Origin of the sequence: Micromonospora jinlongensis (assembly GCF_013410645.1) — a bacterium.
GTDB classification, from domain to species: domain Bacteria; phylum Actinomycetota; class Actinomycetes; order Mycobacteriales; family Micromonosporaceae; genus Micromonospora; species Micromonospora zamorensis.
This window is the reverse complement of record NZ_JACCHK010000001.1, coordinates 5848077-5871116: the sequence shown is the minus strand read 5'-3', so window position 1 is coordinate 5871116 and position 23040 is coordinate 5848077. Positions and strand designations below refer to the sequence as shown.

The 23040-nt window shown below is 72.9% G+C and carries 23 protein-coding genes and 1 riboswitch; of the genes, 7 read left to right on the top strand and 16 right to left on the bottom strand.

Annotation, left to right across the window (positions count from 1 at the left end):
• Nucleotides 1-23 precede the first annotated feature (23 nt).
• The 7 genes from pspM to HNR22_RS26440 form a co-directional block, all read right to left on the bottom strand.
• Nucleotides 24-839 carry a phage shock envelope stress response protein PspM gene (gene pspM / locus HNR22_RS26470; RefSeq protein ID WP_218908381.1) on the bottom strand — a complete coding sequence of 272 codons (816 nt, stop codon included), beginning with the start codon at nt 837-839 and terminating at the stop codon, nt 24-26.
• A complete protein-coding gene (locus HNR22_RS26465; RefSeq protein ID WP_179782625.1) occupies nt 836-1708 on the bottom strand; it encodes a PspA/IM30 family protein in 873 nt (290 codons plus the stop codon). The genes pspM and HNR22_RS26465 overlap by 4 nt, the downstream gene beginning before the upstream one ends.
• 199 nt (nt 1709-1907) lie before the next feature.
• Nucleotides 1908-2348, bottom strand: coding sequence for a helix-turn-helix domain-containing protein (locus HNR22_RS26460; RefSeq protein WP_179782624.1), 441 nt, complete (start codon nt 2346-2348; stop codon nt 1908-1910).
• 242 nt (nt 2349-2590) lie between these two features.
• Nucleotides 2591-3217 (bottom strand): CinA family protein, encoded by a 627-nt coding sequence (locus tag HNR22_RS26455; protein WP_425488077.1) that lies wholly within the window; start codon nt 3215-3217, stop codon nt 2591-2593.
• Between the two features lie 149 nt (nt 3218-3366).
• Nucleotides 3367-3960 carry a CDP-diacylglycerol--glycerol-3-phosphate 3-phosphatidyltransferase gene (pgsA, locus tag HNR22_RS26450; RefSeq protein WP_179782623.1) on the bottom strand — a complete coding sequence of 198 codons (594 nt, stop codon included), beginning with the start codon at nt 3958-3960 and terminating at the stop codon, nt 3367-3369.
• A gap of 77 nt (nt 3961-4037) precedes the next feature.
• Nucleotides 4038-5546 (bottom strand): 30S ribosomal protein S12 methylthiotransferase RimO, encoded by a 1509-nt coding sequence (gene rimO / locus HNR22_RS26445; protein WP_179782622.1) that lies wholly within the window; start codon nt 5544-5546, stop codon nt 4038-4040.
• 88 nt (nt 5547-5634) lie between these two features.
• The gene (locus HNR22_RS26440) at nt 5635-6558 is read right to left on the bottom strand and encodes an ornithine cyclodeaminase family protein (protein ID WP_179782621.1); all 924 of its coding nucleotides are present in this window, start codon (nt 6556-6558) and stop codon (nt 5635-5637) included.
• 92 nt (nt 6559-6650) lie between these two features.
• A riboswitch (guanidine-III (ykkC-III) riboswitch) is annotated at nt 6651-6723 on the top strand.
• 55 nt (nt 6724-6778) lie between these two features.
• On the opposite strand from HNR22_RS26440, the gene HNR22_RS26435 reads away from it, so the two are divergent.
• Nucleotides 6779-7093 carry a DMT family transporter gene (locus tag HNR22_RS26435; RefSeq protein ID WP_179782620.1) on the top strand — a complete coding sequence of 105 codons (315 nt, stop codon included), beginning with the start codon at nt 6779-6781 and terminating at the stop codon, nt 7091-7093.
• A 74-nt stretch (nt 7094-7167) separates the two neighbouring features.
• Complete coding sequence (locus tag HNR22_RS26430) at nt 7168-7413, top strand: hypothetical protein (protein WP_179782619.1); 246 nt, start codon at nt 7168-7170, stop codon at nt 7411-7413.
• A 66-nt stretch (nt 7414-7479) separates the two neighbouring features.
• Here HNR22_RS26430 and HNR22_RS26425 read toward each other — a convergent pair whose 3' ends face one another.
• Nucleotides 7480-9939 (bottom strand): FtsK/SpoIIIE family DNA translocase, encoded by a 2460-nt coding sequence (locus tag HNR22_RS26425; protein ID WP_179782618.1) that lies wholly within the window; start codon nt 9937-9939, stop codon nt 7480-7482.
• Nucleotides 9940-10052: 113 nt separating this feature from the next.
• Between HNR22_RS26425 and HNR22_RS26420 the strand changes: the two genes are divergently transcribed.
• The 3 genes from HNR22_RS26420 to HNR22_RS26410 all read left to right on the top strand — a co-directional run bounded on the left by HNR22_RS26420 (nt 10053) and on the right by HNR22_RS26410 (nt 13363).
• The gene (locus HNR22_RS26420) at nt 10053-10532 is read left to right on the top strand and encodes a type III secretion system chaperone family protein (protein WP_179782617.1); all 480 of its coding nucleotides are present in this window, start codon (nt 10053-10055) and stop codon (nt 10530-10532) included.
• On the top strand, nt 10529-12202 hold the full coding sequence (locus tag HNR22_RS26415) for a type III secretion system chaperone family protein (RefSeq protein WP_179782616.1): 1674 nt from the start codon (nt 10529-10531) through the stop codon (nt 12200-12202). The genes HNR22_RS26420 and HNR22_RS26415 overlap by 4 nt, the downstream gene beginning before the upstream one ends.
• 123 nt (nt 12203-12325) lie before the next feature.
• Complete coding sequence (locus tag HNR22_RS26410) at nt 12326-13363, top strand: LPXTG cell wall anchor domain-containing protein (RefSeq protein ID WP_179782615.1); 1038 nt, start codon at nt 12326-12328, stop codon at nt 13361-13363.
• 80 nt (nt 13364-13443) lie between these two features.
• On the opposite strand, the gene HNR22_RS26405 is transcribed toward HNR22_RS26410, so the two are convergent.
• The 5 genes from HNR22_RS26405 to HNR22_RS26385 all read right to left on the bottom strand — a co-directional run bounded on the left by HNR22_RS26405 (nt 13444) and on the right by HNR22_RS26385 (nt 19044).
• A complete protein-coding gene (locus HNR22_RS26405) occupies nt 13444-15132 on the bottom strand; it encodes an RNase J family beta-CASP ribonuclease (protein WP_179782614.1) in 1689 nt (562 codons plus the stop codon).
• A 52-nt stretch (nt 15133-15184) separates the two neighbouring features.
• Nucleotides 15185-16111 (bottom strand): 4-hydroxy-tetrahydrodipicolinate synthase, encoded by a 927-nt coding sequence (dapA, locus tag HNR22_RS26400; protein ID WP_179782613.1) that lies wholly within the window; start codon nt 16109-16111, stop codon nt 15185-15187.
• A 47-nt stretch (nt 16112-16158) separates the two neighbouring features.
• On the bottom strand, nt 16159-16899 hold the full coding sequence (gene thyX, locus HNR22_RS26395) for an FAD-dependent thymidylate synthase (protein WP_179783725.1): 741 nt from the start codon (nt 16897-16899) through the stop codon (nt 16159-16161).
• 263 nt (nt 16900-17162) lie between these two features.
• The gene (locus HNR22_RS26390; protein WP_343060054.1) at nt 17163-17654 is read right to left on the bottom strand and encodes a DUF2752 domain-containing protein; all 492 of its coding nucleotides are present in this window, start codon (nt 17652-17654) and stop codon (nt 17163-17165) included.
• Nucleotides 17655-17814: 160 nt separating this feature from the next.
• Nucleotides 17815-19044 carry a winged helix-turn-helix domain-containing protein gene (locus HNR22_RS26385; protein WP_179782612.1) on the bottom strand — a complete coding sequence of 410 codons (1230 nt, stop codon included), beginning with the start codon at nt 19042-19044 and terminating at the stop codon, nt 17815-17817.
• Nucleotides 19045-19123: 79 nt separating this feature from the next.
• On the opposite strand from HNR22_RS26385, the gene HNR22_RS26380 reads away from it, so the two are divergent.
• Nucleotides 19124-19675: a GNAT family N-acetyltransferase gene (locus HNR22_RS26380; protein ID WP_179782611.1), complete on the top strand. Its 552-nt coding sequence runs from the start codon at nt 19124-19126 to the stop codon at nt 19673-19675.
• Here HNR22_RS26380 and HNR22_RS26375 read toward each other — a convergent pair.
• Nucleotides 19574-20848, bottom strand: coding sequence for a glycosyltransferase 87 family protein (locus HNR22_RS26375; protein WP_179782610.1), 1275 nt, complete (start codon nt 20846-20848; stop codon nt 19574-19576). The two genes, HNR22_RS26380 and HNR22_RS26375, sit on opposite strands and share 102 nt — an antisense overlap.
• A 35-nt stretch (nt 20849-20883) precedes the next feature.
• On the opposite strand from HNR22_RS26375, the gene HNR22_RS26370 reads away from it, so the two are divergent.
• Entirely contained in the window at nt 20884-21468 is a 585-nt protein-coding gene (locus HNR22_RS26370) for a GNAT family N-acetyltransferase (RefSeq protein ID WP_179782609.1), read from the top strand.
• A 113-nt stretch (nt 21469-21581) separates the two neighbouring features.
• Here HNR22_RS26370 and HNR22_RS26365 read toward each other — a convergent pair whose 3' ends face one another.
• Nucleotides 21582-22058 carry a GNAT family N-acetyltransferase gene (locus HNR22_RS26365; protein ID WP_179782608.1) on the bottom strand — a complete coding sequence of 159 codons (477 nt, stop codon included), beginning with the start codon at nt 22056-22058 and terminating at the stop codon, nt 21582-21584.
• 124 nt (nt 22059-22182) lie between these two features.
• On the bottom strand, nt 22183-22950 hold the full coding sequence (dapB, locus tag HNR22_RS26360) for a 4-hydroxy-tetrahydrodipicolinate reductase (protein ID WP_179782607.1): 768 nt from the start codon (nt 22948-22950) through the stop codon (nt 22183-22185).
• Nucleotides 22951-23040: the final 90 nt, after the last annotated feature.

Below are 23040 nucleotides of genomic sequence, written 5' to 3'. Positions count from 1 at the left end.
CGGACCGGCCGTCGGCGCTGTTCTCAGCGGGTCGGTGCGCGCAGCGGCGTGCCGACTGCGCGCAGCTCGGCAAGGGCGCCGGCGACGCCGTGCAGCAGGTCGGTCGCCTCGGTGAGCCGGTCGGCGGCCGGGTGGGCGGCCTCGGGCCGGGCGTCCTCGGCCAGGTAGCCGGCGGCAGCGACCACCAGCCGCTCGTAGGCCGCGACCCCGCTCTCCAGTTGGCCGGTCAGCACGGCGTGCGCCTCGGCCAGCGACGCTCGGGCGTCGGCCGGGGCCAGCCGCAGCGCACGTTCGACACTGGCCACCCGTGCGGCCAGGTCGCGCAGCGAAGCGTCGGCGGCGGCGGCCTCCTGCACGGCGGGCTCGGCCAGCCCGGTGAGCCGGGGGGCCATTCCGGCCAGGGTGAGTGCCGCCCGGTCCAGTCGGGCCCACTGCTCGCCAGCGCTGGTGCCGCGCAGGGCGATCCGGGAGCGGACCCGGCGAACCTCGGCCAGCACGCCCGGGCCGACCGGCAGCCGCTCGACGGCGGCGATCAACCGGGCCCGCGACCGGGCCGCGGCCTCGGCCGGGTCGAGCGCGGGGGGCGCCGGCTGGGCGGCCAGGGCCCGCGCGTCGATCCAGCGCCAGGCGGCGAGCGCCACCGCGCTGCCCGCGGCGCCGGCCCAGGCCGCGTCGGGCAGACCGAGGCCGGCGTACGGGGTCAGCACCGCCGCCGCCCCACCGAGCCCACCGGCCAGCACGCTCCACCGTCGGGCGGAGCGACGAAGCCGGTCCAACCTCCGGAAGTATCGAGTCCGCTCGTCTGCTGCCACCCTGACCCCCTCGGTCCGGTCGTTCAGCCGGCGGCGGTCGGGTCGCCGGTGCCGCGCTCGCGAGCCATGCTGGCGCGCAGCTCGTCCAGCCGGGCGGCGGCCGTCGGGTCGGTGGCCGGGCCGGCCTTCTCGCCCTGCGGGACGGCCGGTCGCTGCGACGCGCCGCCGAGCTGCTCGCCCGCCATGCTGGACCGGATCTGCTCCAGCCGGGCAGAGCCGGCCGAGTCGATGGTCGACTTCTGAATCTCCAGCATCCGGCCCTCGACGGAGTTGCCGGCCAGCTCGGCGCGGCCCATCGCGTTGGCGTACCGCCGCTCGATGCGGTCGCGCACCTCGTCCAGCGACGGGGTGTTGGTGGGCGCGGTCAACGACGACATCGACTCCAGCGAGCGGGCCACCGTCTCCTGCATCTTGGCCTGCTCCAGCTGGCTGAGCAGCTTGGTGCGTTCGGCGAGCTTCTGCTGGAGGATCATCGAGTTGTTCTCGACCGCACGGCGGGCCTGTGCTGCGGCACCCAGCGCCTGGTCGTGCAGGGTCTTGAGGTCTTCGGTGGCCTGCTCGGCGGAGACCAGCTGGGTGGCCAGGGTCTGCGCCGACTGCTCGAACCGCACCGCCTCGGCTTCGTCACCCTTGGCCCGGGCCTGGTCGGACAGCACCAGGGCCTGTCGGGCGTTGCCCTGCAACCGCTCGACCTCGGACATCTGCCGGGACAGCTTCATCTCCAGCTGACGCTGGTTGCCGATCACGGCGGCGGCCTGCTGGACCAGCGCCTGGTGCTGCCGCTGGGCATCCTCGATGGCCTGCTGGATCTGCACCTTGGGATCGGCGTGCTCGTCGATCTTGGCACCGAAGAGTGCCATCAGGTAGTTCCAACCCTTGACGAACGGGTTCGCCATCTCCGCGGTATCCCCTCAGTAGCGTCGCTCCACCACAGCCGGGCCGGATGGACCGACCGACCACGACCGGCCGGTCTCCATCGTCCCAGCCGAACGCCAACGAGGCATCCGTACCGGGCGGTCGACGGCACCGGCAGCTCCTGCGGGCCACCCTACGCGGCCGGGGCCAGCCCGCCCACGGTCAACCGGAAGGACGGGCTCAGGCCGCGCAGACCACGTCCCGGTCGCGCTCGGTCGGGCGGACGCGGGCACTGCGCAGCGTGGCCTTGAGCGGCGAATCCTGACGGACCGACACGGCGACCTTGCCATCGGAGGTGACCTGACGCACACCCCGGTTGGTGCTCTTGGACGCGGCCGAGGGATCGGCCTGCTCCTCCTGCATCGAGACGAGCACCCCGGGCATCTGCTCGGCGAGCGCCACTGTGTCGCTCACCTCACGCAGCAGCTCGGACAGGCGCGCGCCGAGGGCGTCGCAGATCGCGGCGAGCAGCTCGCTGGACGGCTCCTTGTGCCCCCGCTCGATCTCGGAGAGGTAACCGAGGCTGACGTTGGCGGCGGTGGAGACCTCACGCAGCGTGCGCTGCTGGCCTTGCCGGCGCGCCCGCAGTGCGTCACCGATCACCCGGCGTAGCAGGATCATCGCACCTCCCCCTGAGGGATACCTCGCGCCCGCCGTTGGGCAGCCGGTCGCGGCGGACCGCGCCGACCCCGAACGTCGGAGCCTTCCCGCAACCGTACCCGCTGCGGGCCCGGCCGACATCCCGCCCCGCCCGTCGGTTCGCCGGCGCGGGCTCGCCGGCGGGCGGCGTCGGCCGTTCCGGCCCTGTCCCGGGTGCCCCCGGCGGTCTCGGCTGGATTTTCCGGGCCGTCGACTTCTGGGGCCTAGGGGTGGCCGGTTGCGGGTTCGGGGGCCCGGGCGCCGGGGCCGGAGTCCTGGGCGTCCGTGCCGAGGTCGGGGTCCTGGACGTCGGCGTCGTGGATCCGCTCGGCGAGTAGCCGCAGAGCCTCGATCACCGCGACCGCGCGGACGTGGTCCCGCCCGCCGTCCAGCTCGAGCTGGCGGACCTCCGCACCGTTGGGGCCGGCGACCGCGACGTAGACCAGGCCGACGGGCTTGTCGTCCTGCGGCTCGGGGCCGGCGACGCCGGTGGTCGCCACCCCCCAGTCCGCGCCGCAGCGCTGGCGACCGCCTTCGGCGAGGGCCGCCGCCACGTCCGGGTCCACCGGCCCCCGCTCGGACAGCAGGTCGGTGGGGACGCCGGCCAGGGTGCCCTTCAGCTCGGTGGCGTAGACCACGAGGCCACCCCGGTAGATCCCGCTGACCCCGGCGATGTCGACGATCGATGCGGCCAGCGACCCGCCGGTGAGCGATTCGACAGTCGCGAGGGTCTCGTGCCGCTGCACCAACCGGTGCACCACACCCGCCGCCGCGCTGCCCATCACGGCCTCGTCCGACGCCGCACCATCCCCCGCCCGCCCGACACCACCACCACTAGCCTCGCGCTGCATGAATCCGTCCTTCCCCACCCAACGGCCCCCAACCCTGCCGACCCGATCCCGTCGATCATGAAGTTATCGCCACGACACGCCGCCGCGGAGGACCACAACTTCATGATCAACCGAGGGGGTGGGGTGGAGCGCCCGGGGGGGTGGGGTTTTCAGCGGGGGCGGCGGAGGCGTAGGGCCTGGGCTATGTAGTCGAAGCCGGTGGCGACCGTGACCACGACGGCGGCGGCCATGATCCACGGGCCGACGGCGGCCAGGGCGGCCGGCATCGGCCAGAGGTACCAGGCGATGGCCAGGATCTGGAGCGCGGTCTTGACCTTGCCGCCTCGGCTGGCGGCGATCACGCCGTGCCGGATCACCCAGAACCGCAGGCCGGTGATGCCCAGCTCGCGGACGAGGATCAGCGCGGTCACCCACCAGGGCAGTTGGTCGTACCAGGAGAGCAGCACCAGGGCCGCGCCGGTGAGCGCCTTGTCGGCGATCGGGTCGGCCACCTTGCCGACCGAGGTGACCAGCCCGAACCGGCGGGCGATCCAGCCGTCCACCAGGTCGGTCGCCGAGGCCACCGCGAAGATCAGGCACGCCGCCATCCGCCAGCCGGAGTGGGTCATCCCGGACACCCCCACCGAGGCGGCGAAGACCGGCACCAGCACCAGCCGCAGGGCGGTCAGCGCGTTGGCCGCGTTGAGGACGGGCACCACCGCGACCACCGCCCGGCCGGGCGTCGACTCCGTCGCCCCGGTCACCGCCGCACCCCGCTCGGGTCGCCGTGGCGTTCCCGGTACCGCACCACGTGGCTCCCCCGCTCCGCTCGGGCCCGCCGTCACCGTGCCGCGCCGGGCGCCGCCGAGATCATCTCATCCGGCACGGCGAGCAGGTCCACCCCTTCGGTGCCGGTCACCGTTGCGCGTACGAGGTCACCCGGGCGCAGCGCGGAGAGGTCGACCCCACCCTCGGCCGGCGCGACCAGGGTGGTGGAGCCGTCCACCTCCGGCGCCTGGTGCGCCGCCCGGCCCTCGACCACGCCGTCGGAGATCGAGTCGACCAGCACCTCGACGCGTGTGCCGAGGCGGTCCTCGGCCCGCTGCGAGCAGAGCTCGTCGGCGAGCGCACTGAGCCGGTCGTACCGCCGCTTGATCGTGGCGGCGGAGACCTTGCCGGGCAGGCCGGCGGCCTCGGTGCCGTCCTCGTCGCTGTAGTCGAACATGCCGATCGCGTCGAGCCGGGCCTCGGTCAGGAACCGCACCAGCTCGTCGACGTCGGCGCGCGTCTCGCCGGGGAACCCGACGATGAAGTTGCTCCGGGCGCCCGCGTCCGGGGCCAGCGCACGGGCACTCGCCAGCAGCTCCAGGAACCGGTCGGTGGAGCCGAAACGCCGCATCCGGCGCAGCACCGGCTCGCTGGAGTGCTGGAACGACAGGTCGAAGTACGGGGCCACGCCCCGGGTGTTGGCGATCGCCTCGACCAGCCCGGGTCGGGTCTCGGCCGGCTGGAGGTAGCTCGCCCGCACCCGGACGATGCCGGTCACGGCGGCGAGCTGCGGCAGCAGCTTCTCCAGCGCACGGGGGTCGCCCAGGTCCTTGCCGTACGAGGTGGAGTTCTCGCTGACCAGCACCAGCTCCCGTACGCCGGACTTGGCCAGCCACTCCGCCTCGGCGAGCAGCTCGTCGGGCGTACGCGAGACGAACGCCCCGCGGAAGGCGGGGATGGCACAGAACGCGCAGCGCCGGTCGCAGCCGCTGGCGAGCTTCAGTGAGGCCACCGGCCCGGTGTCCAGTCGACGGCGCAGGATCTGCCGCAGGTGTGCCGGGGTGTGCTCGTCGGTGTCGGTGGTGGTGCGGGTCACGGTGCCGTGCCCGGGCAGCGACACGCCGCTGTCGCGCCGCTTCACCGGGGTCAACGGCAGCAGCTCCCGCCGGTCCCGGGGGGTGTGCGCCGTGATCTGCTCACCGGCGACGACCGCGTTCAGTCGGGCGGCGATGTCCGGGTAGTCGTCGAAGCTCAGCACCGCCTGGGCCTCGGGCAGGCTGTCGGCGAGCTCCCGGCCGTACCGCTCGGCCATGCAGCCGGCGGCGACGACCTTGGCCCCGGTGCCGGCGGCGGCGAGCAGGGTCTGGATGGAATCCTGCTTGGCCTTCTCCACGAAACCGCAGGTGTTGACGACCACCACGTCGGCGCCCTCGCCGTCGGTGCTCACCTGCCAGCCGTCGGCGTGCAGCCGGGCGGCCAGCTCCTCCGAGTCGACCTCGTTGCGGGCACAGCCGAGGGTCAGGAGGGCGACACGACGGCCCTCGGCGTGGTCGGAAGGAGAAGGAGCGGTGGCAGACACCATCCGAGGGTACCGGGCCGGCCGGGGAACCCCACGCACGCGGGCTGCGGGCACGACCCACGCACCGTCGTTCCGCCGCGCCCGAGGCCGGTCAGCGCGCCGCGACACCGACGCGGGTCAACGCGTCGAGCAGGAAGACCTCGGTCCCGGCCAGGCCGGTGGAGCAGAAGACGGAAACCTGGTCCGCGGTGGTCCGGCCGGGGACCGCGCCGGCCAGGATGCCGCCCAGGTCGCGCAACCGCTCGGCGTACGGGGGTGTGGCCGCGAGCATGGGCGGCTGGTAGTCCGCTGCCTGGGCTGGTGAGTCGGTGACCAGCAGGTCGGCCGTGTCCAGCAGGTCGGTGCCGAATTCGCTGCGGTCGAGTTGCTTGAAGCCGACGGCGTTGACGTGCGTGCCGGGGCTGAGGTCGGCGGCGCAGAGCACCGGGGTCGGGCTGGTGGTGGCGAGCACCACCAGGTCGCGCCCTGCGACGGCCGCGCCCGGGGTGGCCACCGCGCGGGCCGGCACACCCAGCTCGGCGCGGACCCGGGCGGCGAACGCGTCCCTGCGGGCGGCGGAGCGGCTGTGCACCACCACCTCGCGCAACGGGCGGACGGCGGCGGCGGCCCAGACCTGCGTCCACGCCTGCCGGCCGGAGCCGATCACACCGAGGGTGGCCGCGTCCGGGCGGGCCAGCGCGTCGACCGCGAGGCCGCCCAACCCTCCGGTACGCCGTGAGCCCAACTCCTCGCCGACCGCCACCGCCCGGACCGCCCCGGTGCGGGCGTCGTGCAGCACCACCAACTGTTCGCCCTGCTCGTGGCCGAAGGTGTCGTAGGAGCGGAAGCCGTACCACTCGCCGACCAGGTGCCCGGCGGTGAGCACCATCCGCCCGCCGTCGAGCGGGGCGGCGGCCCGAGGTGGAGCGATCAGCCGTCCCTCGTACGCGGCCAGGAGAGCGGCCCGCATGGCGGCGACCGTGGTGGCGGCGTCCAGCGCGGCGGCGACCTCGGGGTCGGCGTAGAGCAGAGTCATGCCAGCAATACTGCAAGTTGAAGTGAAGTGGAGGTCAACGGGCCGTGGCGGGAGTCACCGCCCGACGCCCGACGCCGGTGCTAGCGTCGGCTTCGGTGGCCCCGGATGCTCGTGGCCGCCCCGGACGAGTGGTGGGCGTACCCGGTCAGGCCAAGACGCCCCGCGTGACGTGCAGACTCGTCCCGGCGCGACAGCCCGGGCGCCTTCCGTGAGGTGGACGATGGCTTGGCTCGTGCTGGTGATCTCGGGACTGTTGGAGACGGCCTGGGCGATCGCCCTGGACCGCAGCGCCGGCTTCAGCCGGCTGATCCCGTCCGTGGTGTTCGTGGTGACCCTGCTCCTGAGCATGGCCGGGCTGTCGTACGCCCTCCGGGAGATCCCGGTCGGCACCGGGTACGCGGTCTGGGTCGGCATCGGCGCAGTCGGCACCGCGCTGGTCGGGATGCTGGCGCTCGGCGAGTCGGCGAGCCTGCCCCGGATCCTCTGCCTGCTGCTGGTGGTCGTGGGCGTGATCGGTCTGAAGATCTTCCACTGAGGAAGTACGCGTGACAAGTCCGCACAGTGGGTAGTCATCGATCCGTCACGACAGGCTCTCACACGGAGGAAGACATGGCTGACATGCCGAGCACCGCCCGTCCCCGCAGCAACGCCGCCCGCATCCTCACCATCGTGGGCTTCGTCTTCGCGGTCCTCGCCCTGCTGCTCAACCCGATCATCTTCGGCGTGCTCGGCGTGATCGCGGGCATCGTCGGCGCCGTGCTCGGCGACAAGCCGCTCGGCTGGTACGCCGCCGCAGCCAGCGTCGTCGCCGCGATCATCAGCATCGCGGTCTTCTCCGCTCTGGTGAACAACTAGCCGTATCCACGACACGGGCCCGCCGGCTGCCGGCGGGCCCGTCGCGTGTCCAGGGTCGGCCGCAGGTCACTCCCCGTCGCCGCGCAGGCCGGCCAGGACGTCCTCCAGCTCGTCCGGCTTGACCAGCACGTCGCGCGCCTTCGACCCCTCGGACGGCCCGACCACCCCACGGGTCTCCATCAGGTCCATCAGACGGCCCGCCTTGGCGAAACCGACCCGCAGCTTGCGCTGGAGCATCGAGGTCGAGCCGAACTGCGAGGTGACCACCAGCTCCACCGCCTGCACCAGCAGGTCCAGGTCGTCGCCGATGTCCTCGTCGGTCTTCTTCTTGGTCTCCTGTGCGGGGGCCAACACGTCCTTGCGGAACTCCGGCTCGCGCTGGTCCTTGCAGAACTTGACGACGTCGGCGATCTCCCGCTCGGTGACCCAGGCGCCCTGGATCCGGACCGGCTTGGAGGCCCCCATCGGCAGGAAGAGCCCGTCGCCACGGCCGAGCAGCTTCTCCGCGCCCGGCTGGTCGAGGATGACCCGCGAGTCCGCGAGCGAGGAGGTGGCGAACGCCAGCCGGGACGGCACGTTCGCCTTGATCAGACCGGTCACCACGTCGACCGAGGGGCGCTGGGTCGCCAACACCAGGTGGATGCCGGCGGCCCGGGCAAGCTGGGTGATCCGGACTACCGAGTCCTCCACGTCGCGCGGCGCCACCATCATCAGGTCGGCCAGCTCGTCCACGATCACCAACAGGTACGGGTACGGGCGCATCTCCCGTTCGCTGCCCGGCGGGGCCTTGATCTCGCCGTTGCGGACCTTGCGGTTGAAGTCGTCGATGTGCCGAACCCCGTTGGCGGCGAGATCGTCGTAGCGCATGTCCATCTCGCGGACCACCCAGTCCAGCGAGTCGGCCGCCTTCTTGGCGTTGGTCACGATCGGGGTGACCAGGTGCGGGATGCCCTCGTAGCCGGTCATCTCGACCCGCTTCGGGTCGATCAGCAGCAGCCGCACCTCGTCCGGGGTGGCCCGGGTGAGGATGGACACCAGCAGGGTGTTGAGGCAGCTCGACTTGCCCGCGCCGGTGGCGCCGGCGATGAGGATGTGCGGCATCTTGGCGAGGTTGGCGACCACGTAGCCACCCTCGATGTCCTTGCCGAGGGCCACCACCATCGGGTGGTGGTCGCTGGTCGCCGCCCGTGAGCGCAGCACGTCACCGAGGGCGACGTTCTCCGGGTCGGTGTTCGGGATCTCCACACCGACGGCGCTCTTGCCCGGGATCGGGCTGAGGATCCGCACGTCCGGCGACTTCACCGCGTACGCGATGTTGCGGGACAGCTGGGTGATCCGTTCGACCTTGACGCCGTGCCCCAACTCCACCTCGTAGCGGGTGACCGTCGGGCCACGGGTGAAGCCGGTGACCGCCGCGTCCACATCGAACTGGTCGAACACGCCGGTCAGCGCGGCGATCACCTCGTCGTTGGCCTTGCTGCGGGTCTTCGCGGCGGCGCCGGCGCTGAGCATGTTGGCCGGCGGGAGGGTGTAGTCCCCGGAGAGCCCGGTCAACGCGAGCTGCTCGGCCCGGGTCGGCGCGGGCGAGTGCTCCGGCGGCTCGACCGGCGGCTTGCGGCTCGCCGGCACCTTCGCCGGCGACTTGCGCGGCAGCACCATGGTTTCCTGGAGGTCCGCGCCGTCCAGGTCCTCGAAGTCGTCCGGGTCGAGCGGCGGAGGCATCCGCTTCGCCGGCCGCTTACGCGTCGGCTTCGCGGCCTGCTCGTCGGCGTCCTCCGTGGAGGAGTCCGGTGCCGCGACCAACCCACCGGCGAGCAGCCCGAGGCGCTCGGGGATCTTGTTGATCGGCGTCGCGGTCACCACGAGCAGACCGAAGAGCAGCAGCAGGACCAGCAGCGGCACCGCCACCCAGGCGGTGACGGCCCGCTCCAGCAGACCACCGACGCCCGCGCCGACCAGACCGCCTGCGAAGTCACGCTCCAGCGGGTCGGCCGGGTCCTGGCCGATCTGGAGCAGCGCGGCGGTCGACACCAGCAGCGAACCCCAGCCGATCAGCCCACGGCCCCTGTGCTCGGGGTCGGCCGGCTGACGCATCAGCCGCCACGCCCCGATCATCAGCAGCACCGGCACGACCACCGAGATCGCGCCCAGGAACAGCCGGATCGTGTCGGCCAGTCGCGCGCCCACCGGGCCCGCTCCGGAGAGCCAGAGCGCCACGGCGGAGAGCAGGGCGAGCCCGAAAAGCAGCAGCCCGGCGCCGTCGCGGCGGTGCTCCGGGTCGAGGTCACGGGCCGAGGCGGCCTGCCGGCCGGCGGCCCGCACCGCCCAGCCCATCCCGTGTGCCAGACCCATCCACAGTGCGCCGACCGCCCGGCCCACGTAGACGGCCGGGCCGGGCCGGGCGGGCGCGGTGCGCCGCCGGACCGGTGCCCGGGTCTTCTTCGCCGGTTGACGGGCACGACTGTTGGTGCCACCGCGCGGCGACGCGCCGCGCCGCCGGCTCGCCTGAGAGGTACGGCCCGCCATAGAGTCACGGTAACGGTGGGGCCGGGCAGATCCCCGCTTTTCCGGGTCGTGTCCGCGCGTCGCAACACGACCGCCACCGCCGGTCGTGATATCCGCCTCAGAAGGGATGCCCCATGGCGTCGCCGGAAACCGCGGGCGGTCCGGACGATCCGCTGGCCGGGCACCCTGGTGCGCTGCGTCCACTGAGCGGCGAACTGGTCGCCGCGGTGCTCGCCGCCCGTGGCCGGTCCGTCGGCCTGACCGTGGACGGCGAGTTGGTGGGCCTCTTCGACGACAACATGATCTGGTTCCTCCGCCTGGGCGGCGACGGGGAGCTGCTCCAGGTACGCACCATGGTCACTCCCACCTTCGGAATCGAGCAGGTCCCCGCCCTGTACGCCTTCTGCAACTCGTGGAACCACGACCGGCTCTGGCCCAAGGCGTTCGTGCACGTCGACGACGACGGTCGAGCCCGGGTCTACGGCGAGGTGATCACCGACCTGGAACGCGGGGTGACCCCGCACCAGCTCGACCAACTGCTCGACTGTGGCATCTCCACCGGCTGCCAGCTCGCCGTGGCGGTCCGTCGACTGCCCGGCGCGGTGCTGTCGTGACCGGCCGGGACGAGTTCACGGGCAGTCGCACCAACCGGGCCGGCGCTGCGCCCGACGGCCCGGTCGGCGGGGGCCGCCTACCGGCGCTGGAGGCCGCGCTCGCCGATGCCCGGGACCTGCCCGACGGCCCGGACCGGCAGGTGGCCCTGGAGCGGCTCGCCGAGCGCGCCGACGCCGCCGGGGACGTCCGGTCCGGGGTGGACGCCCGGTTCGCGCTGATCGAGGCGTACCTGCTCGACGGGGAGCGGTGGCGTCTGGTCGAGCCGGTCCGGCGCTGCCGGGCGGCCGCCGACCACCGACCCGAGCTGCTGACCGACAACGAGACCGGGCTGCTGCTGCGCTACCAGCGGTATGCGGTGGAGGCGCTGCTCGGCACCCCCCGGGTCGGGCTGGACCAGACCCGGGCCCTGCTGCACGACCTGGCCCACCGGGTCGGCACGGACGGTCCGGACGCGCCAACCGTCGCGGAGCTGCACTGCCGAATCGCCGATCACCTGGGCGACGAGCCCACCGCCCGCCACTGGTACGAGCGGTGGTCCGGGAAACGGCCCGGCCCGGCCGGTGGCTGCCCGGGCTGCGCCTCGGCCCGGCGGGCGGAGCTGCTGGCCGGCTGGGGTGAGTGGCGAGCCGCGCTCGGCGAGCTGGAGAAGCGCGACGGCGAGCCGGAGCCCTGCACCGACCAGCCCGAACGGGACCTGGTCGCCGGTCTGCTGCCCGCCCTGCGGGCTGGGGAGCGGGAGCGGGCCGCGGCGGCGCACGTGCGGGCGTACCGCCGGCACCGGCGTGAGCCGGCCGCGTTCCCGTACCTCGCCGCGCACCTGCGGTTCTGCGCGTTGGGCGGGCACCTGGAACGAGGGCTGACCATCCTGACCGAGCAGCTGCCCAGGTTGGACCGACCCAGCGACGACCTCGCCGCGATGGAGTTCGCCGCCGCTGGCGCGCTGGTCTGCGCGCTGGCCGAGGAGGCCGGGCTGGGTGGGCGGCCGCTGCCCCGACCTGCGTACGGCGGACGACCCGCCACCGACCCGGACGTGTCCACACTCGGCGCCCTGCTGCTCGGGGTGGCCAGTGAACTGGCCGGCAGCTTCGACGCCCGCAACGGCACCGGCCACCACTCCGGCCGGATGGCCGCCTGGCTCGCGGAGCGCCCGCTCGCGGCGCCGGTTGCGCTGCCCGCCGACGACGAGCCGGACGAGCCGGACGCCGACGGGTCTGACGGGCCCGACGCCGACGGGTCCGACGAGGCGAGCGGGTCGGGCGAGCGGGAGCTGATGGCGCTGACCGTCGACATGATCACCGCGGTACTGGACCGGCGCGGCGACCGGTACCTGGTGGAGGAGGGCGACACCGTCGTCGGCCGGTGGGGCGGCGTGGTGATCCAGTTCCGGCGGGCCGGCGAACGCGGCGAGGTGCTGCACGCCCGGGCGATGGCCGCCCGCCGGCTGCCGGCGACCCGCCGCTCCGAGGCGTACGCCTTCTGCAACGCCTGGAACCACGACCGGCTGCTGCCCAAGGCCTACGCGCACGACATCGGCGAGGAGTTGGTGCTGGCCGGCGACGTGGCCACCGACCTGACCCACGGGGTGGCCCCGGCGCAGCTCACGGTGCTGGTCGACGCGGCCATCGCCACCGGCGTCGCCTACGCCGAGGCGGTCGCGGCGCTCCCCTGAGTCGCGGACAGGGCGAATGGTTGCGCTCCGGGGCGCGGCTGTGCGACATCCGACAGCACGCAACCGGAAGTGCCACGTCGATGTGCTACGGCCATCACCGACCGCGCACCCCCGGGAGTCACCATGAACCGCCTGTTCGCCTCCGGCCTCGTCGCCGCCGCTCTGCTCTTCGTACCGACCCTCGCCGGGCCGGCCGTCGCCGCGCCGGCCGCCTCGACGAGCGTGGAAGCCGCGCCCACGATCACCGCTCGGGGCGACATCGTCTTCCTCGGCAGGGACCCCTGGTCGCCGTCCGGCCCGCTGGAGGTCACCGTCAGGAACCCGGGCAGCACGGCCGCGAAGGGCTTCTTCGTGCTGCGCCTGCCGGCCAACGCCGACCTGACCCTGGGCGGGGACTGCCGGACCGTCCAGGGCACGCCGCGTACCTGGCTCTGCGGCGGTGCGGAACTGCCGGGCGGGGGTGAGCGGGTGCACCGGCTGACGGTGGCCTCGACGGCTGCGGAGCCGGTCTTCGGGGTGCAGGCGTGGGGTTCCGTCGCCGGCCGGGACGCCGCCGGGGTCACCGACGAGTTCTCCGACTTCCGGATCAACTGGCCGGACCGCACCTCGCTGCGATTGCGGGCCACCGCTGGCCCGGTCGTCAACGGGACGACGACGGTGCGTGTGCGGGTCACCAACACCGGCACCTTCGACATCGGCGGTTACTCGTTCACCGTCACCACCCCGACCGGGGTGCGAGTGGCCGCGCCGGCGTGCGCGGACAGCGGCCGGATGGTCGGCGTCGGCTGCGAGATCCTGCGGCCGAACGTGCTCGCCGACGGCGCCACCGACAGCTTCGACGTACGGCTGGCGGTCACCGGGGGCACGAAGACCGTGAAGGTGTCGCTCTCCCCCGCCGACCGCTACACCAACAAGGACACCGCGCTGACGCTGCGCCTGAGCGGCTCGGGCGGGTCAGGTGCCGGCGACGCCACCACGCCGCCACCGGCCGGTCCGACCGCCACGCCGAGCCCGACCGCCGCCGCGACCACGTCCACCCCGGAGGCGGCGCAACTGCCCCGCACCGGCGTCTCCGGCAGCACGTACGGCCTCATCGGAGCAGCCCTGCTGGCTCTGGGGATCGGGCTGCTGGTGCTGCGGCGGCGACTGTTCCGGGGCTGAGCCGGAACCCCTCCTGAACGAGCCGGGCCGGCCACCGACATCCACGGGGGATGTCGGCGACCGGCCCGGTCACGCGAGTGTCAGACCTCGACGACGGTGGGCACGATCATCGGGCGACGACGGTACTTGTCGTTGACCCACCGCCCCACTGTGCGCCGAACGATCTGCTGGAGCTGGTGCGGGTCCGTGATGCCGTCCGCCGCGGCCCGGTTGAGCGCCTCGGTGACCAGCGGGACCACCGGGTTGAACGCCTCCGGGTCCTCGGAGAAGCCCTTCGCGGACAACGTCGGGCCGGCGACCACCTTGCCGGTGACCGAGTCCACGACGACGGTGGTGGCGATGAAGCCGCCGTCGCCGAGGATCCGCCGCTCGGTGAGCAGCGACTCGCTGACGTCACCGACGGCGAGGCCGTCCACGTAGACGTACCGGCTCTTCACGTGCCCGACCAGGGTGGCGCGGCCCTCGACCAGGTCGACCACGTCACCGTCCTCGCAGATCACCACCCGGTCGGCGGCGACCCCGGACTCGATGCCGAGCCGGGCGTGGGCACGCAGGTGGCGCCACTCGCCGTGCACGGGCATCAGGTTGCTGGGCCGGACCACGTTGAGCAGGTAGAGCAGCTCTCCGGCGGGGGCGTGCCCGGAGACGTGCACCTTCGCGACGTCCTTGTGCACGACCACCGCGCCGGCCCGGGCCAGCCGGTTGATGACCCGGTAGACCGAGGTCTCGTTGCCGGGCACCAGCGATGAGGCCAGCACGACGGTGTCGCCAGGGGCGATGGTGATGTGCCGGTGGTCGCCGCTGGCCATCCGGCCCAGGGCGCTCATCGGCTCACCCTGGGAACCGGTGGACATCAGCACGATCTGGTCCGGCGGCAGCGTGGTCGCCTCGTCGATGCTGATGACCAGCCCGGCCGGGATGTTGAGCAGGCCGAGGTCCCGGGCGATGCCCATGTTGCGAACCATGGACCGGCCGATCAGCGCGACCTTGCGGCCGTGCTCCGCAGCGGAGTCGAAGACCTGCTGCACGCGGTGCACGTGCGAGGCGAACGACGCCACGATGATGCGGCCCTTGGCCTTCGCGAAGATCGAGTCGAGCACCGGCCCGATTTCCCGCTCCGGGGTGACGAAGCCGGGGATCTCCGCGTTGGTGGAGTCGGACAGCAGCAGGTCGACACCTTCGGCGCCGAGCCGAGCGAAGCCGGCCAGGTCGGTGATCCGACCGTCCAGCGGGAGCTGGTCCATCTTGAAGTCGCCGGTGTGCAACACCAGGCCCGCGGGGGTGCGGATGGCCACCGCGAGGGCGTCCGGGATCGAGTGGTTGACCGCGAAGAACTCACACTCGAACGGGCCGAGCCGCTCCCGGCCACCCTCCCGCACGGTCAGCGTGTACGGCTGGATCCGCCGCTCGGCCAACTTCGCCTCGACCAGGGCGAGGGTGAACTGTGAGCCGACCAGCGGGATGTCGGGCTTGTGGGCGAGCAGGTAGGGCACCGCGCCGATGTGGTCCTCGTGACCGTGCGTCAGCACGATCGCCTGGACGTCGGCGAGCCGGTCCAGGATCGGGCCGAAGTCGGGCAGGATCAGGTCCACACCTGGCTGCTCGACGTCGGGGAACAGGACCCCGCAGTCGACGATCAGCAACTTGCCGTCGTACTCGAAGACGGTCATGTTCCGACCGATGGCGCCGAGCCCGCCGAGCGGGATGATCCGCAGGCCACCTTCCGGCAGCGGCGGGGGTAGTTCCGCCTCGATGTGCGCCTCGGTCACGCGTCCACCTCAATCTGCGACGCCGTCACTCGGCGTCCATCGTGTCGTTTGATCATTCGGGCAGCTCCAGGCCCGCTGCCGCGAAGTCCGCGCGCAGCTGGGCGATCTCGTCGTTGGTGGCGTCCACCAGCGGGGGTCGCACCGGGCCGGCCGGCAGGCCCAGCGATGCCAGGCCCGCCTTCACCAGGATCGTGCCCTGCGTGCGGAAGATGCCGGTGAACAGCGGCAGCAGCCGCCGGTGCAGCGCCAGCGCGGTCGGCATGTCCCCCGCGTCGTACGCCTCGATCATTTGTGCGGTCAGCGCCCCGGTGAAGTGCGTCGAGGTGCCGACCAGGCCCACGCTGCCGACGGCCAGCGCCGGCAGGGTGAGGGCGTCCTCGCCGCTGTAGAAGGCGAGGGCGGTCCGGCTGGTCACCCAGCTGGTGGCGGTCAGGTCGCCCTTGGCGTCCTTGACCGCGACGATCCGGCCGTGCTCGGCGAGCCGGACCAGCGTCTCGGTGTCGATCGGCACGCCGGAGCGGTGCGGAATGTCGTACAGCATCACCGGGAGGCCGGTGGCGTCGGCCACCGCGGTGAAGTGTCGCAGCAATCCACTCTGCGGCGGCTTGTTGTAGTACGGGGTCACCACCAGCAGACCGTGCGCACCTGCCTTCTCGGCGCCGGCGGCCAGCTCGATGGTGTGCCGGGTGTCGTTGGTGCCGACCCCGGCGACCACCTTGGCGCGGTCACCGACGGCCTCCACCACGGCCCGGATCAGGTGGTCCTTCTCCGCGTCGGTGGTGGTCGGCGACTCGCCGGTGGTGCCGTTGACCACCAGCGCGTCGTTGCCCTGCTCGTCGACCAGATGGCTCGCCAGCCGGGCGACGCCGTCAAGGTCGAGCGAGCCGTCGGGGGTGAACGGGGTCACCATGGCGGTGAGCAGCCGGCCGAAGGGGCGGGACGCCGGTCGGGCGGCGGCGTCGAGGTGGTCGTGCGTCATACCCTCCAACCTAGCGGACGACCAGCCGGGGCCCGCCGGGGAAGGGCTCAGGACGCCTCGTGCGGGCTGGCCGCCACTTCGGTGCCGTCCGGCAGCGTGGAGATCACGAAGTCGGCGAACACGTTGGGGGCGACGCCCTGAAGCTGCCGCAGGCACTCCACGGCCAGCTCACGGATCTCCACATCGGCGTGCTCGGTGGCGCGCATCGCGACGAAGTGCCGCCAGGCCCGGTAGTTGCCGGTGACCACGATCCGCGTCTCGGTGGCGTTGGGCAGCACCGCCCGGGCGGCCTGCCGGGCCTGCTTGCGGCGCAGCGTCGGGTTCGGTTCGTCGGAGAAGCGCTTTTCCAGGCCCTCCAGCAACTCGTTGTACGCCCGAACGCTCGCCTCGGCGGCCTCGGTGAACTTCTTGTGCAGCTCCGGGTCGTCGGCGATGACCGCCGGCTCGACCATGGCCGCGTCCCGTTCCGGGACGTAGCGCTGGGACAGCTGGGAGTACGAGAAGTGCCGGTGCCGGATCAACTCGTGGGTGAAGGAGCGTGACACCCCGGTGAAGTAGAAGGTGACCGACCCGTGCTCCAGCACCGACAGGTGCCCGACCTCCAGGATGTGCGCCAGGTAACCGGCGTTGGTGGCGGTCGCCGGGTTCGGCTTCTTCCACGACTGGTAGCAGGCCCGGCCGGCGAACTCGGCGAGCGCCTGGCCACCTTCCGCGTCGGTCGACCACGGCACGTCGTCCGGGGCCGCGAACTGGGTCCACGCGATCAACTTGACCTGGGGCTGCACCATCTCCGGCATGCCAGGGACTGTAGTGGCGCGGTGCCTCCCGCCCCAACTCAGGCGCGCCTCGTGCAATGTCGATCACTCAGGGCGCGGGCGGCACCGCCGCCGGGACGCGCCCGCCTGCGCGGCGCTCGCCGCGTGATCGACTCGGGTTCCTGGAAGTCGGGGTGTCCGGGGCGGGTGGACGGCCCGGTTTCCTGAACACCGAGTCGATCATGGGGTGGCAGCACATGCCGGCGGTGCGGCGAACCTCGGGCGGCGGGGCGCGCTCAGACGTAGAGCGACGTGAACGGCGCCCAGGGCAGGTTGCGCAACACCGAGAAGGCCAGCCACGCGCCCATGAACCCGACGATGACCTTCGAGCTGAGCCGCAGCTCCGGCAGTCGCCAACCGAACGCCTGGTTTCCCGCCCAGGCCACGAAGAGGTACGCGAGGAACGGCAGCGCGAAGACGAACAGGAAGTGGTGCCGGGCGGCGGCCGGCAGGTCGGCGTGCAGCACGTACCAGAGTGCGCGGGTGCCCCCGCAGCCCGGGCAGTCCAGCCCGGTGGTCAACTTCAGCAGACAGGTGGGCGCGGCGTCCGGGGCGGCGTGGGTCGGATTGCTGAGCAACGCGTAGCCCATGCCGATGGCGACGCAACCGACCGCGGCCAGCGGCACCGCCCAGCGCGGCGAACGCTCGTAGAGCCGCAGCACGAACCGCGTGATCCGGTCCGGCTCCGGTGCCACGTAACCATCCGGCGGTGACGTCGGCCAGCCCACCGGACCCGAGCCACCCGTGGCCGGGTCGGCCGGGACCTCGCCGGCCGATGCCAGGCCGGTCGGACCCGGGCTGGTCGACACCGCGCCGACAGGCACCGGGTGAACCGACCCGGGGGCGGGCTGCGGCTGGTCGACCGGTCCGGGAGCGCTCGTCACGCGCTCACGGTACACCGGACACGCCGGTCAACGCGGCGGTCAGCGGACCGGCCAGGTCGCCGGCGGTGGGCGGCGCCACCGCGTCCAGGCCGAGCCAGCCGGCGAGTCGGTGCAGCTCGGCGGCGAGCGCCACCGCCGTCTCCCCCGGGTCGGCGCCGGGCTCGACCCACGCGGCCGGCACCAGCAGCACACCCGCCTTGCGATCGGCCTTCAGGTCGACCCGGGCGGTGAACCGGTCGCCCTGCAGGAAGGGCAGCACGTAGTAGCCGTAGATCCGCTGTGGCGCCGGGACGTAGATCTCGATCCGGTAGCTGAAGTCGAACAACCTCTCGGTGCGGGCACGTTCCCAGATCAACGGGTCGAAGGGGCTGACCAGCGTGTTGCCGCGAATCCACCGGGGCAGCCGCGCGGACGCGTGCAGCCAGGCCGGCTGTCGCCAGCCCGCCACGGTGACCGGCACCAGCTCACCGGCCTCGGCCAGCTCCGCGACGGCCTGGCGGGCACCGGCCAGCGGCAGTCGGAAGTAGTCGCGCAGCTCCGGCTCGGCGGCCACCCCGAGCGACCGCGCGGCGAGGGCGACCAGCGTGCGGTACGCCTCGGCGTCGGTCGGGGTGGGCGCGGCCAGCACCGCCGCGGGCAGCACCCTCTCGGGTAGGTCGTAGCGGCGGGCGAAGGAGGTGCTGCGCTCCGCGGCAGTCACCTCGCCGGCCCAGAAGAGGAACTCCAACGCGCGTTTGACCGCCGACCAGTTCCACCCCCAGTTGCCGGTCTCCCGAGGTGCGTCGTGCTCGATCTCCGCAGCCGTCAGCGGGCCACGGGCGGCCACCTCGTCGCGAACCCAGGCGACCAGCTCCGGCTGCTCCTGGGCGATCCGCCGCATGCCGCCCCAGGATTCGCTGTGCGCCCGGGCCATCCGCCAGCGCAGCACCGGGTGCAGCTCGACCGGCACCAGCGACGCCTCATGACCCCAGTATTCGAACAACTCGCGGGGGCGGCGGTAGGCGGCCTGGTCCAGCAACCCGGTCGGGTAGGGCCCGAGCCGGCTGTAGAGCGGCAGGTAGTGCGCGCGTTGCAGCACGTTGACCGAGTCCATCTGGATCAACCCGACCCGGTCCAGCACCCGGCGCAGATGCCGGCGCGTCGGCACGCCGGTTGGCGCGGGGTCGGCGAAGCCCTGGGCGGCGAGCGCCACGCGGCGGGCCTGGGCGAGCGAGAGTGATTCCGGTGCGGTCATCGTCGGCGACGATAATTCATCGGTACGACGCCGGTGCGGGAAGCTGGACGCGACGGCCAACGGGGCATAGAACGGTGCAATGCTGACCATCCGCCGGGAGGAGCCGGACGACGCCGAGGCGGTCGCCCGGGTGCACGTGCACGGCTGGCAGGCGGGCTACGCCGGCTTCATGCCGGACGAGGTGCTTCGGCGGCTGAACGTGGCGGCGTGGGCGCAGCGCCGTCGCGAGGTCGGCACCGCCGACCCCGAGCACCCGTTCACCACCCTGCTCGGCGAGGTGGACGGGTTGGTCGTCGGCTTCACGACGTTCGGGCCGTACCGCCGCGACCAGGACCGCGACGACCTGGACCCGACGGTCGGCGAGGTGGTGGCGATCTACGTGGAGCCCGCGTGCTGGGGTGACGGGACCGCCACCGCCCTCCTGGCCGCCGCCCGGGCCGGGCTGCACGAGCGGGGCTGGACCGACTATCGGCTGTGGGTTCTGGCGGACAACCGGCGGGCCCGACGATTCTGTGAGCGGGCCGGGTTGTCACCGGACGGTGAGCAGTCGACCTACCAGGTGCCGCTTGCCGGTGGGAGCCCGCCGGTCGGGCTGATCGAGTTGCGGTACGCCGGACGCCTCGACGGCTGAGCCGCCCGGGGTCAGCCAACGGCGGATCGGCAGGAAGGCCAGCAGCGCCAGGCTGATCCACACGTAGGCGTTGCTGCCCAGGAAGCCGTCGACCCCGGTGAAGTCCTTCTCCCAGAACCAGACGGTGCGGCTGATCAGCACCGCGTACCCGATGGTCGCAGCGACCAGCAGGACCCGCCGACGGCGGCCGGCCGGCGCGGCCATCGCGTTGTCGACCAGCAGGATCAGCGCGGGCAGCAGCCAGACCAGGTGGTGCACCCAGGTCACCGGGCTGACCAGGCACATCACCGCGCCGGTCAACGCCAGGCCGGTCGCCTCGTCACCGACCGCGACGGCGGCACGGGACCGCCAGGCCCAGAGCGCCAGGGTGCCGAGCACCAGCAGCAGCCAGAGCACTGTGCTCGGGTGCTGCGGGTCGAGCCGGGCGACCACCCCGCGCAGCGACTGGTTGGAGACGAAGGCGAGCTCACCGACCCGGCCGGTGTTCCACAGCGCCTCGGTCCAGAACTCCCGGGACGCGTCGGGGAAGAGCGCACCCGCCAGCAGCGTCACCCCGGCGGCGGTGCCGCTGGCGGTGAGGGCCGCCCGCCATCGCCGGGTCACCAGCAGGTAGACGATGAAGACACCCGGGGTCAGTTTGATCGCGGTGGCGAGCCCGATGCCCACCCCGGCCCACCGGTTGCCGGCCGGCAGCAGCCGCAGCAGATCCACGGCCACCAGGAAGAGCAGCAGCGTGTTGACCTGACCGAAGTTGACCGTCTCCCGCATCGGCTCGAACGCGGCGGCCAGGCAGAGCGCCACGGCGAGCGCGAACCACCGGGTCCAGCCGGCCCGGCGGGCGATCGGGTCGATCAACCACCAGAGCAGCACCGTGGTGGTGACGACGCTGGCGAGCACACTCACCACGATCGCGGCCGTCCACGGCAGGTACGCCATCGGCAGCATGACCAGCGCGGCGAACGGCGGGTACGTGAAGCCGTACTGGGTGCCCGGCTTGAGATAGTCGTAGATCTCCCCGCCGTCGTGCACCCACCAGGTCAACGCGCCGTAGTAGACCTTCAGGTCGAAGAAACCGTGCCGGACGGCCGCGACGGCGAGGAACGCGGCGACCGCCGCAGCGAGCACCACCACCCCGACGACCTGCGCGGTCGTCCTGTTGGCACCCTGCGCCACCGTCGCCTCCCTCGCCCTGCGTAGGCTTCCGTCCCATGGCTCTCGGGTACGTCCGCCCGGCGCGTCCCGAGGACGCCGGCGAGATCGCACGCATCCAGCTCGCAACCTGGCGGGTCGCGTACCGCCGCATCCTGCCTCGGCACGTGCTCGACAACCTGGACGAGGCGTTCCTCGCCCGGCGGTGGAGCGCCGCGGTGCTGGAGCCGCCCTCGGGCGCGCACCGGGTGCTGGTCGCCGTCGAACAGGCCGAGCAATCGTATCTGGTGGGGTTCGCCGCCTCCGGCCCGGCTGACGGCGAGGCGTTGGCCCCGGGTGAGCCGGCCGACGCGCTCGGCCCGGACGTGGCCGCCGTGACCGACCTGCTGGTCGAGCCGCGGTGGGGTCGCCGGGGGCACGGCAGCCGGCTGCTCGCCGCCGCCGTCGACCTGTGGCGCGAGGACGGAATGAGCCGGGCGGTGGCCTGGGCGTTCGAGGGTGACGAGGCGACCCGGAAGTTCCTCACCAGCACCGGTTGGGAGCCCGACGGCGCGGCCCGCGCGCTGGACGTCGACGACATGCTGGTGCCCCAGGTGCGCCTGCACGTCGGCGTCCCGGCAGAGAAGGTGCCCACAGACGAGTGACCCCCCCACCACGGGTCGATCACGGACTTGTGGTGGGCGCTACTTCCGCATACACCCCTTTTGTGGGGCACCACAACTCCATGATCGACCGGGGCGGGGCGCGGGCGGGGGCTTTATGGGGTTGGGGATTGTTCGGCTACCAGCTCTTCGTCGTCGACCGCTCCGGTGGGGTGGAAGCCCAGGGAGGTGTAGAGGGCGGCGGCCCGGGTGTTGTCCGGGTGGTACGAGAGGCGGACCGGCGGGTTGCCCTCCCGGGCCGCCAGCCAGGGGGCCAGCGTCTGCACTGTGGCACGGCCGACGCCCCGGCCCTGCTCGGCGGCGTCGATCAGCATCCCGCCGATCCAGTGCGAGCCGTCGTCGTCCACGCCCCACATGACGTGGCCGACGACCGTCTCGTCGGCGTACACGGCGAGCGAGGTCCACACCTCCGAGCGACTGCTCAGCAGCAGGTACCGCGCGCCCAGCGCGGCCACGAACCGGCGCTGGTCGTCACGCGGGGCCACGTCGGCCACCGCCCGCCAGTTGTCGTCGTCGACCGGCCGCAGCGTCACTCGCCGCCCGGCCCGGTCCAGGTGTCCCCCATTGATCATCCGCCGGATGCTACCCGAGCTGAGGACTCAGATCTTGGACAGTTTCCGTTCAGCGCTCACGGAAACTGTCCAAGGTCTGCCGCTGGCGACGAGCATTCTGGCCGCGTGGCGGAGGAACGGACCGTCAGTCGAGCAGGGCGTCCAGGCCGACGGTGAGGCCGGGACGGTTGCGCACCGCGCGGACGGCCAGCAGCACGCCCGGCATGAACGACGCCCGGTCGTACGAGTCGTGCCGGATGGTCAGCGTCTCGCCCGTGGTGCCGAAGAGCACCTCCTGGTGGGCGACGAGGCCGGTGGCACGAACCGCGTGGACGCGTACCCCGTCGATGTCGGCGCCGCGCGCGCCCGACACCTCGTCCTTGGTGGCGTCCGGCACCGGGCCGAGGCCGGCCTCCGCCCGGGCCCGGGCGATCTGCCGGGCGGTGTGTGTGGCGGTGCCGCTCGGGGCGTCCAGCTTGCGCGGGTGGTGCTGCTCGATGATCTCGACGGACTCGAAGTGCCGGGCGGCCCGCGCGGCGAACTGCATCATCAGCACCGCGCCGATGCCGAAGTTCGGGGCGATGACCACGCCCACCCCGGGCTTGTCGGCCAGCCAGCCGCGCACCTGCTCCAGCCGCTGCTCGGTGAAGCCGGTCGTGCCGACGACCGCACTGATGCCCTGGTCGATGCACCAGCGCAGGTTGTCCATGACGACATCGGGCGTGGTGAAGTCGACGACCACCTCGGCGGCGGACACGGCGGAGCGGCTGTCGCCCTGGTCGATCGACGCCGCGAGTTCGAGGTCGTCGGCGGCGTCGACCGCCTTGCAGACCTCGATGCCCATCCGGCCGCGGGCACCCAACACGCCGACCCGCAGCGGCTCGGCCGGGGTCTTGTCCTGCTCGTCAGTCACGGGGCACAACCTATCCCAATCGGGACGTGCCCCTCCGGCCGGATCCGGTGCGCTCCACCGGCCGGGACGCCCCGACCGGGGCGCCGTCGA

Excerpts from the sequence above, each read along its gene's own strand:
- HNR22_RS26465 (WP_179782625.1), bottom strand. The coding sequence starts at position 1,708 with ATGGCGAACCCGTTCGTCAAGGGTTGGAACTACCTGATGGCACTCTTC.
- HNR22_RS26460 (WP_179782624.1), bottom strand. The coding sequence starts at position 2,348 with ATGATCCTGCTACGCCGGGTGATCGGTGACGCACTGCGGGCGCGCCGG.
- HNR22_RS26455 (WP_425488077.1), bottom strand. The coding sequence starts at position 3,217 with ATGCAGCGCGAGGCTAGTGGTGGTGGTGTCGGGCGGGCGGGGGATGGT.
- rimO (WP_179782622.1), bottom strand. The coding sequence starts at position 5,546 with ATGGTGTCTGCCACCGCTCCTTCTCCTTCCGACCACGCCGAGGGCCGT.
- HNR22_RS26440 (WP_179782621.1), bottom strand. The coding sequence starts at position 6,558 with ATGACTCTGCTCTACGCCGACCCCGAGGTCGCCGCCGCGCTGGACGCC.
- HNR22_RS26435 (WP_179782620.1), top strand. The coding sequence starts at position 6,779 with ATGGCTTGGCTCGTGCTGGTGATCTCGGGACTGTTGGAGACGGCCTGG.
- HNR22_RS26430 (WP_179782619.1), top strand. The coding sequence starts at position 7,168 with ATGGCTGACATGCCGAGCACCGCCCGTCCCCGCAGCAACGCCGCCCGC.
- HNR22_RS26425 (WP_179782618.1), bottom strand. The coding sequence starts at position 9,939 with ATGGCGGGCCGTACCTCTCAGGCGAGCCGGCGGCGCGGCGCGTCGCCG.
- HNR22_RS26420 (WP_179782617.1), top strand. The coding sequence starts at position 10,053 with ATGGCGTCGCCGGAAACCGCGGGCGGTCCGGACGATCCGCTGGCCGGG.
- HNR22_RS26410 (WP_179782615.1), top strand. The coding sequence starts at position 12,326 with ATGAACCGCCTGTTCGCCTCCGGCCTCGTCGCCGCCGCTCTGCTCTTC.
- dapA (WP_179782613.1), bottom strand. The coding sequence starts at position 16,111 with ATGACGCACGACCACCTCGACGCCGCCGCCCGACCGGCGTCCCGCCCC.
- thyX (WP_179783725.1), bottom strand. The coding sequence starts at position 16,899 with ATGGTGCAGCCCCAGGTCAAGTTGATCGCGTGGACCCAGTTCGCGGCC.
- HNR22_RS26385 (WP_179782612.1), bottom strand. The coding sequence starts at position 19,044 with ATGACCGCACCGGAATCACTCTCGCTCGCCCAGGCCCGCCGCGTGGCG.
- HNR22_RS26380 (WP_179782611.1), top strand. The coding sequence starts at position 19,124 with ATGCTGACCATCCGCCGGGAGGAGCCGGACGACGCCGAGGCGGTCGCC.
- HNR22_RS26370 (WP_179782609.1), top strand. The coding sequence starts at position 20,884 with ATGGCTCTCGGGTACGTCCGCCCGGCGCGTCCCGAGGACGCCGGCGAG.
- HNR22_RS26365 (WP_179782608.1), bottom strand. The coding sequence starts at position 22,058 with ATGATCAATGGGGGACACCTGGACCGGGCCGGGCGGCGAGTGACGCTG.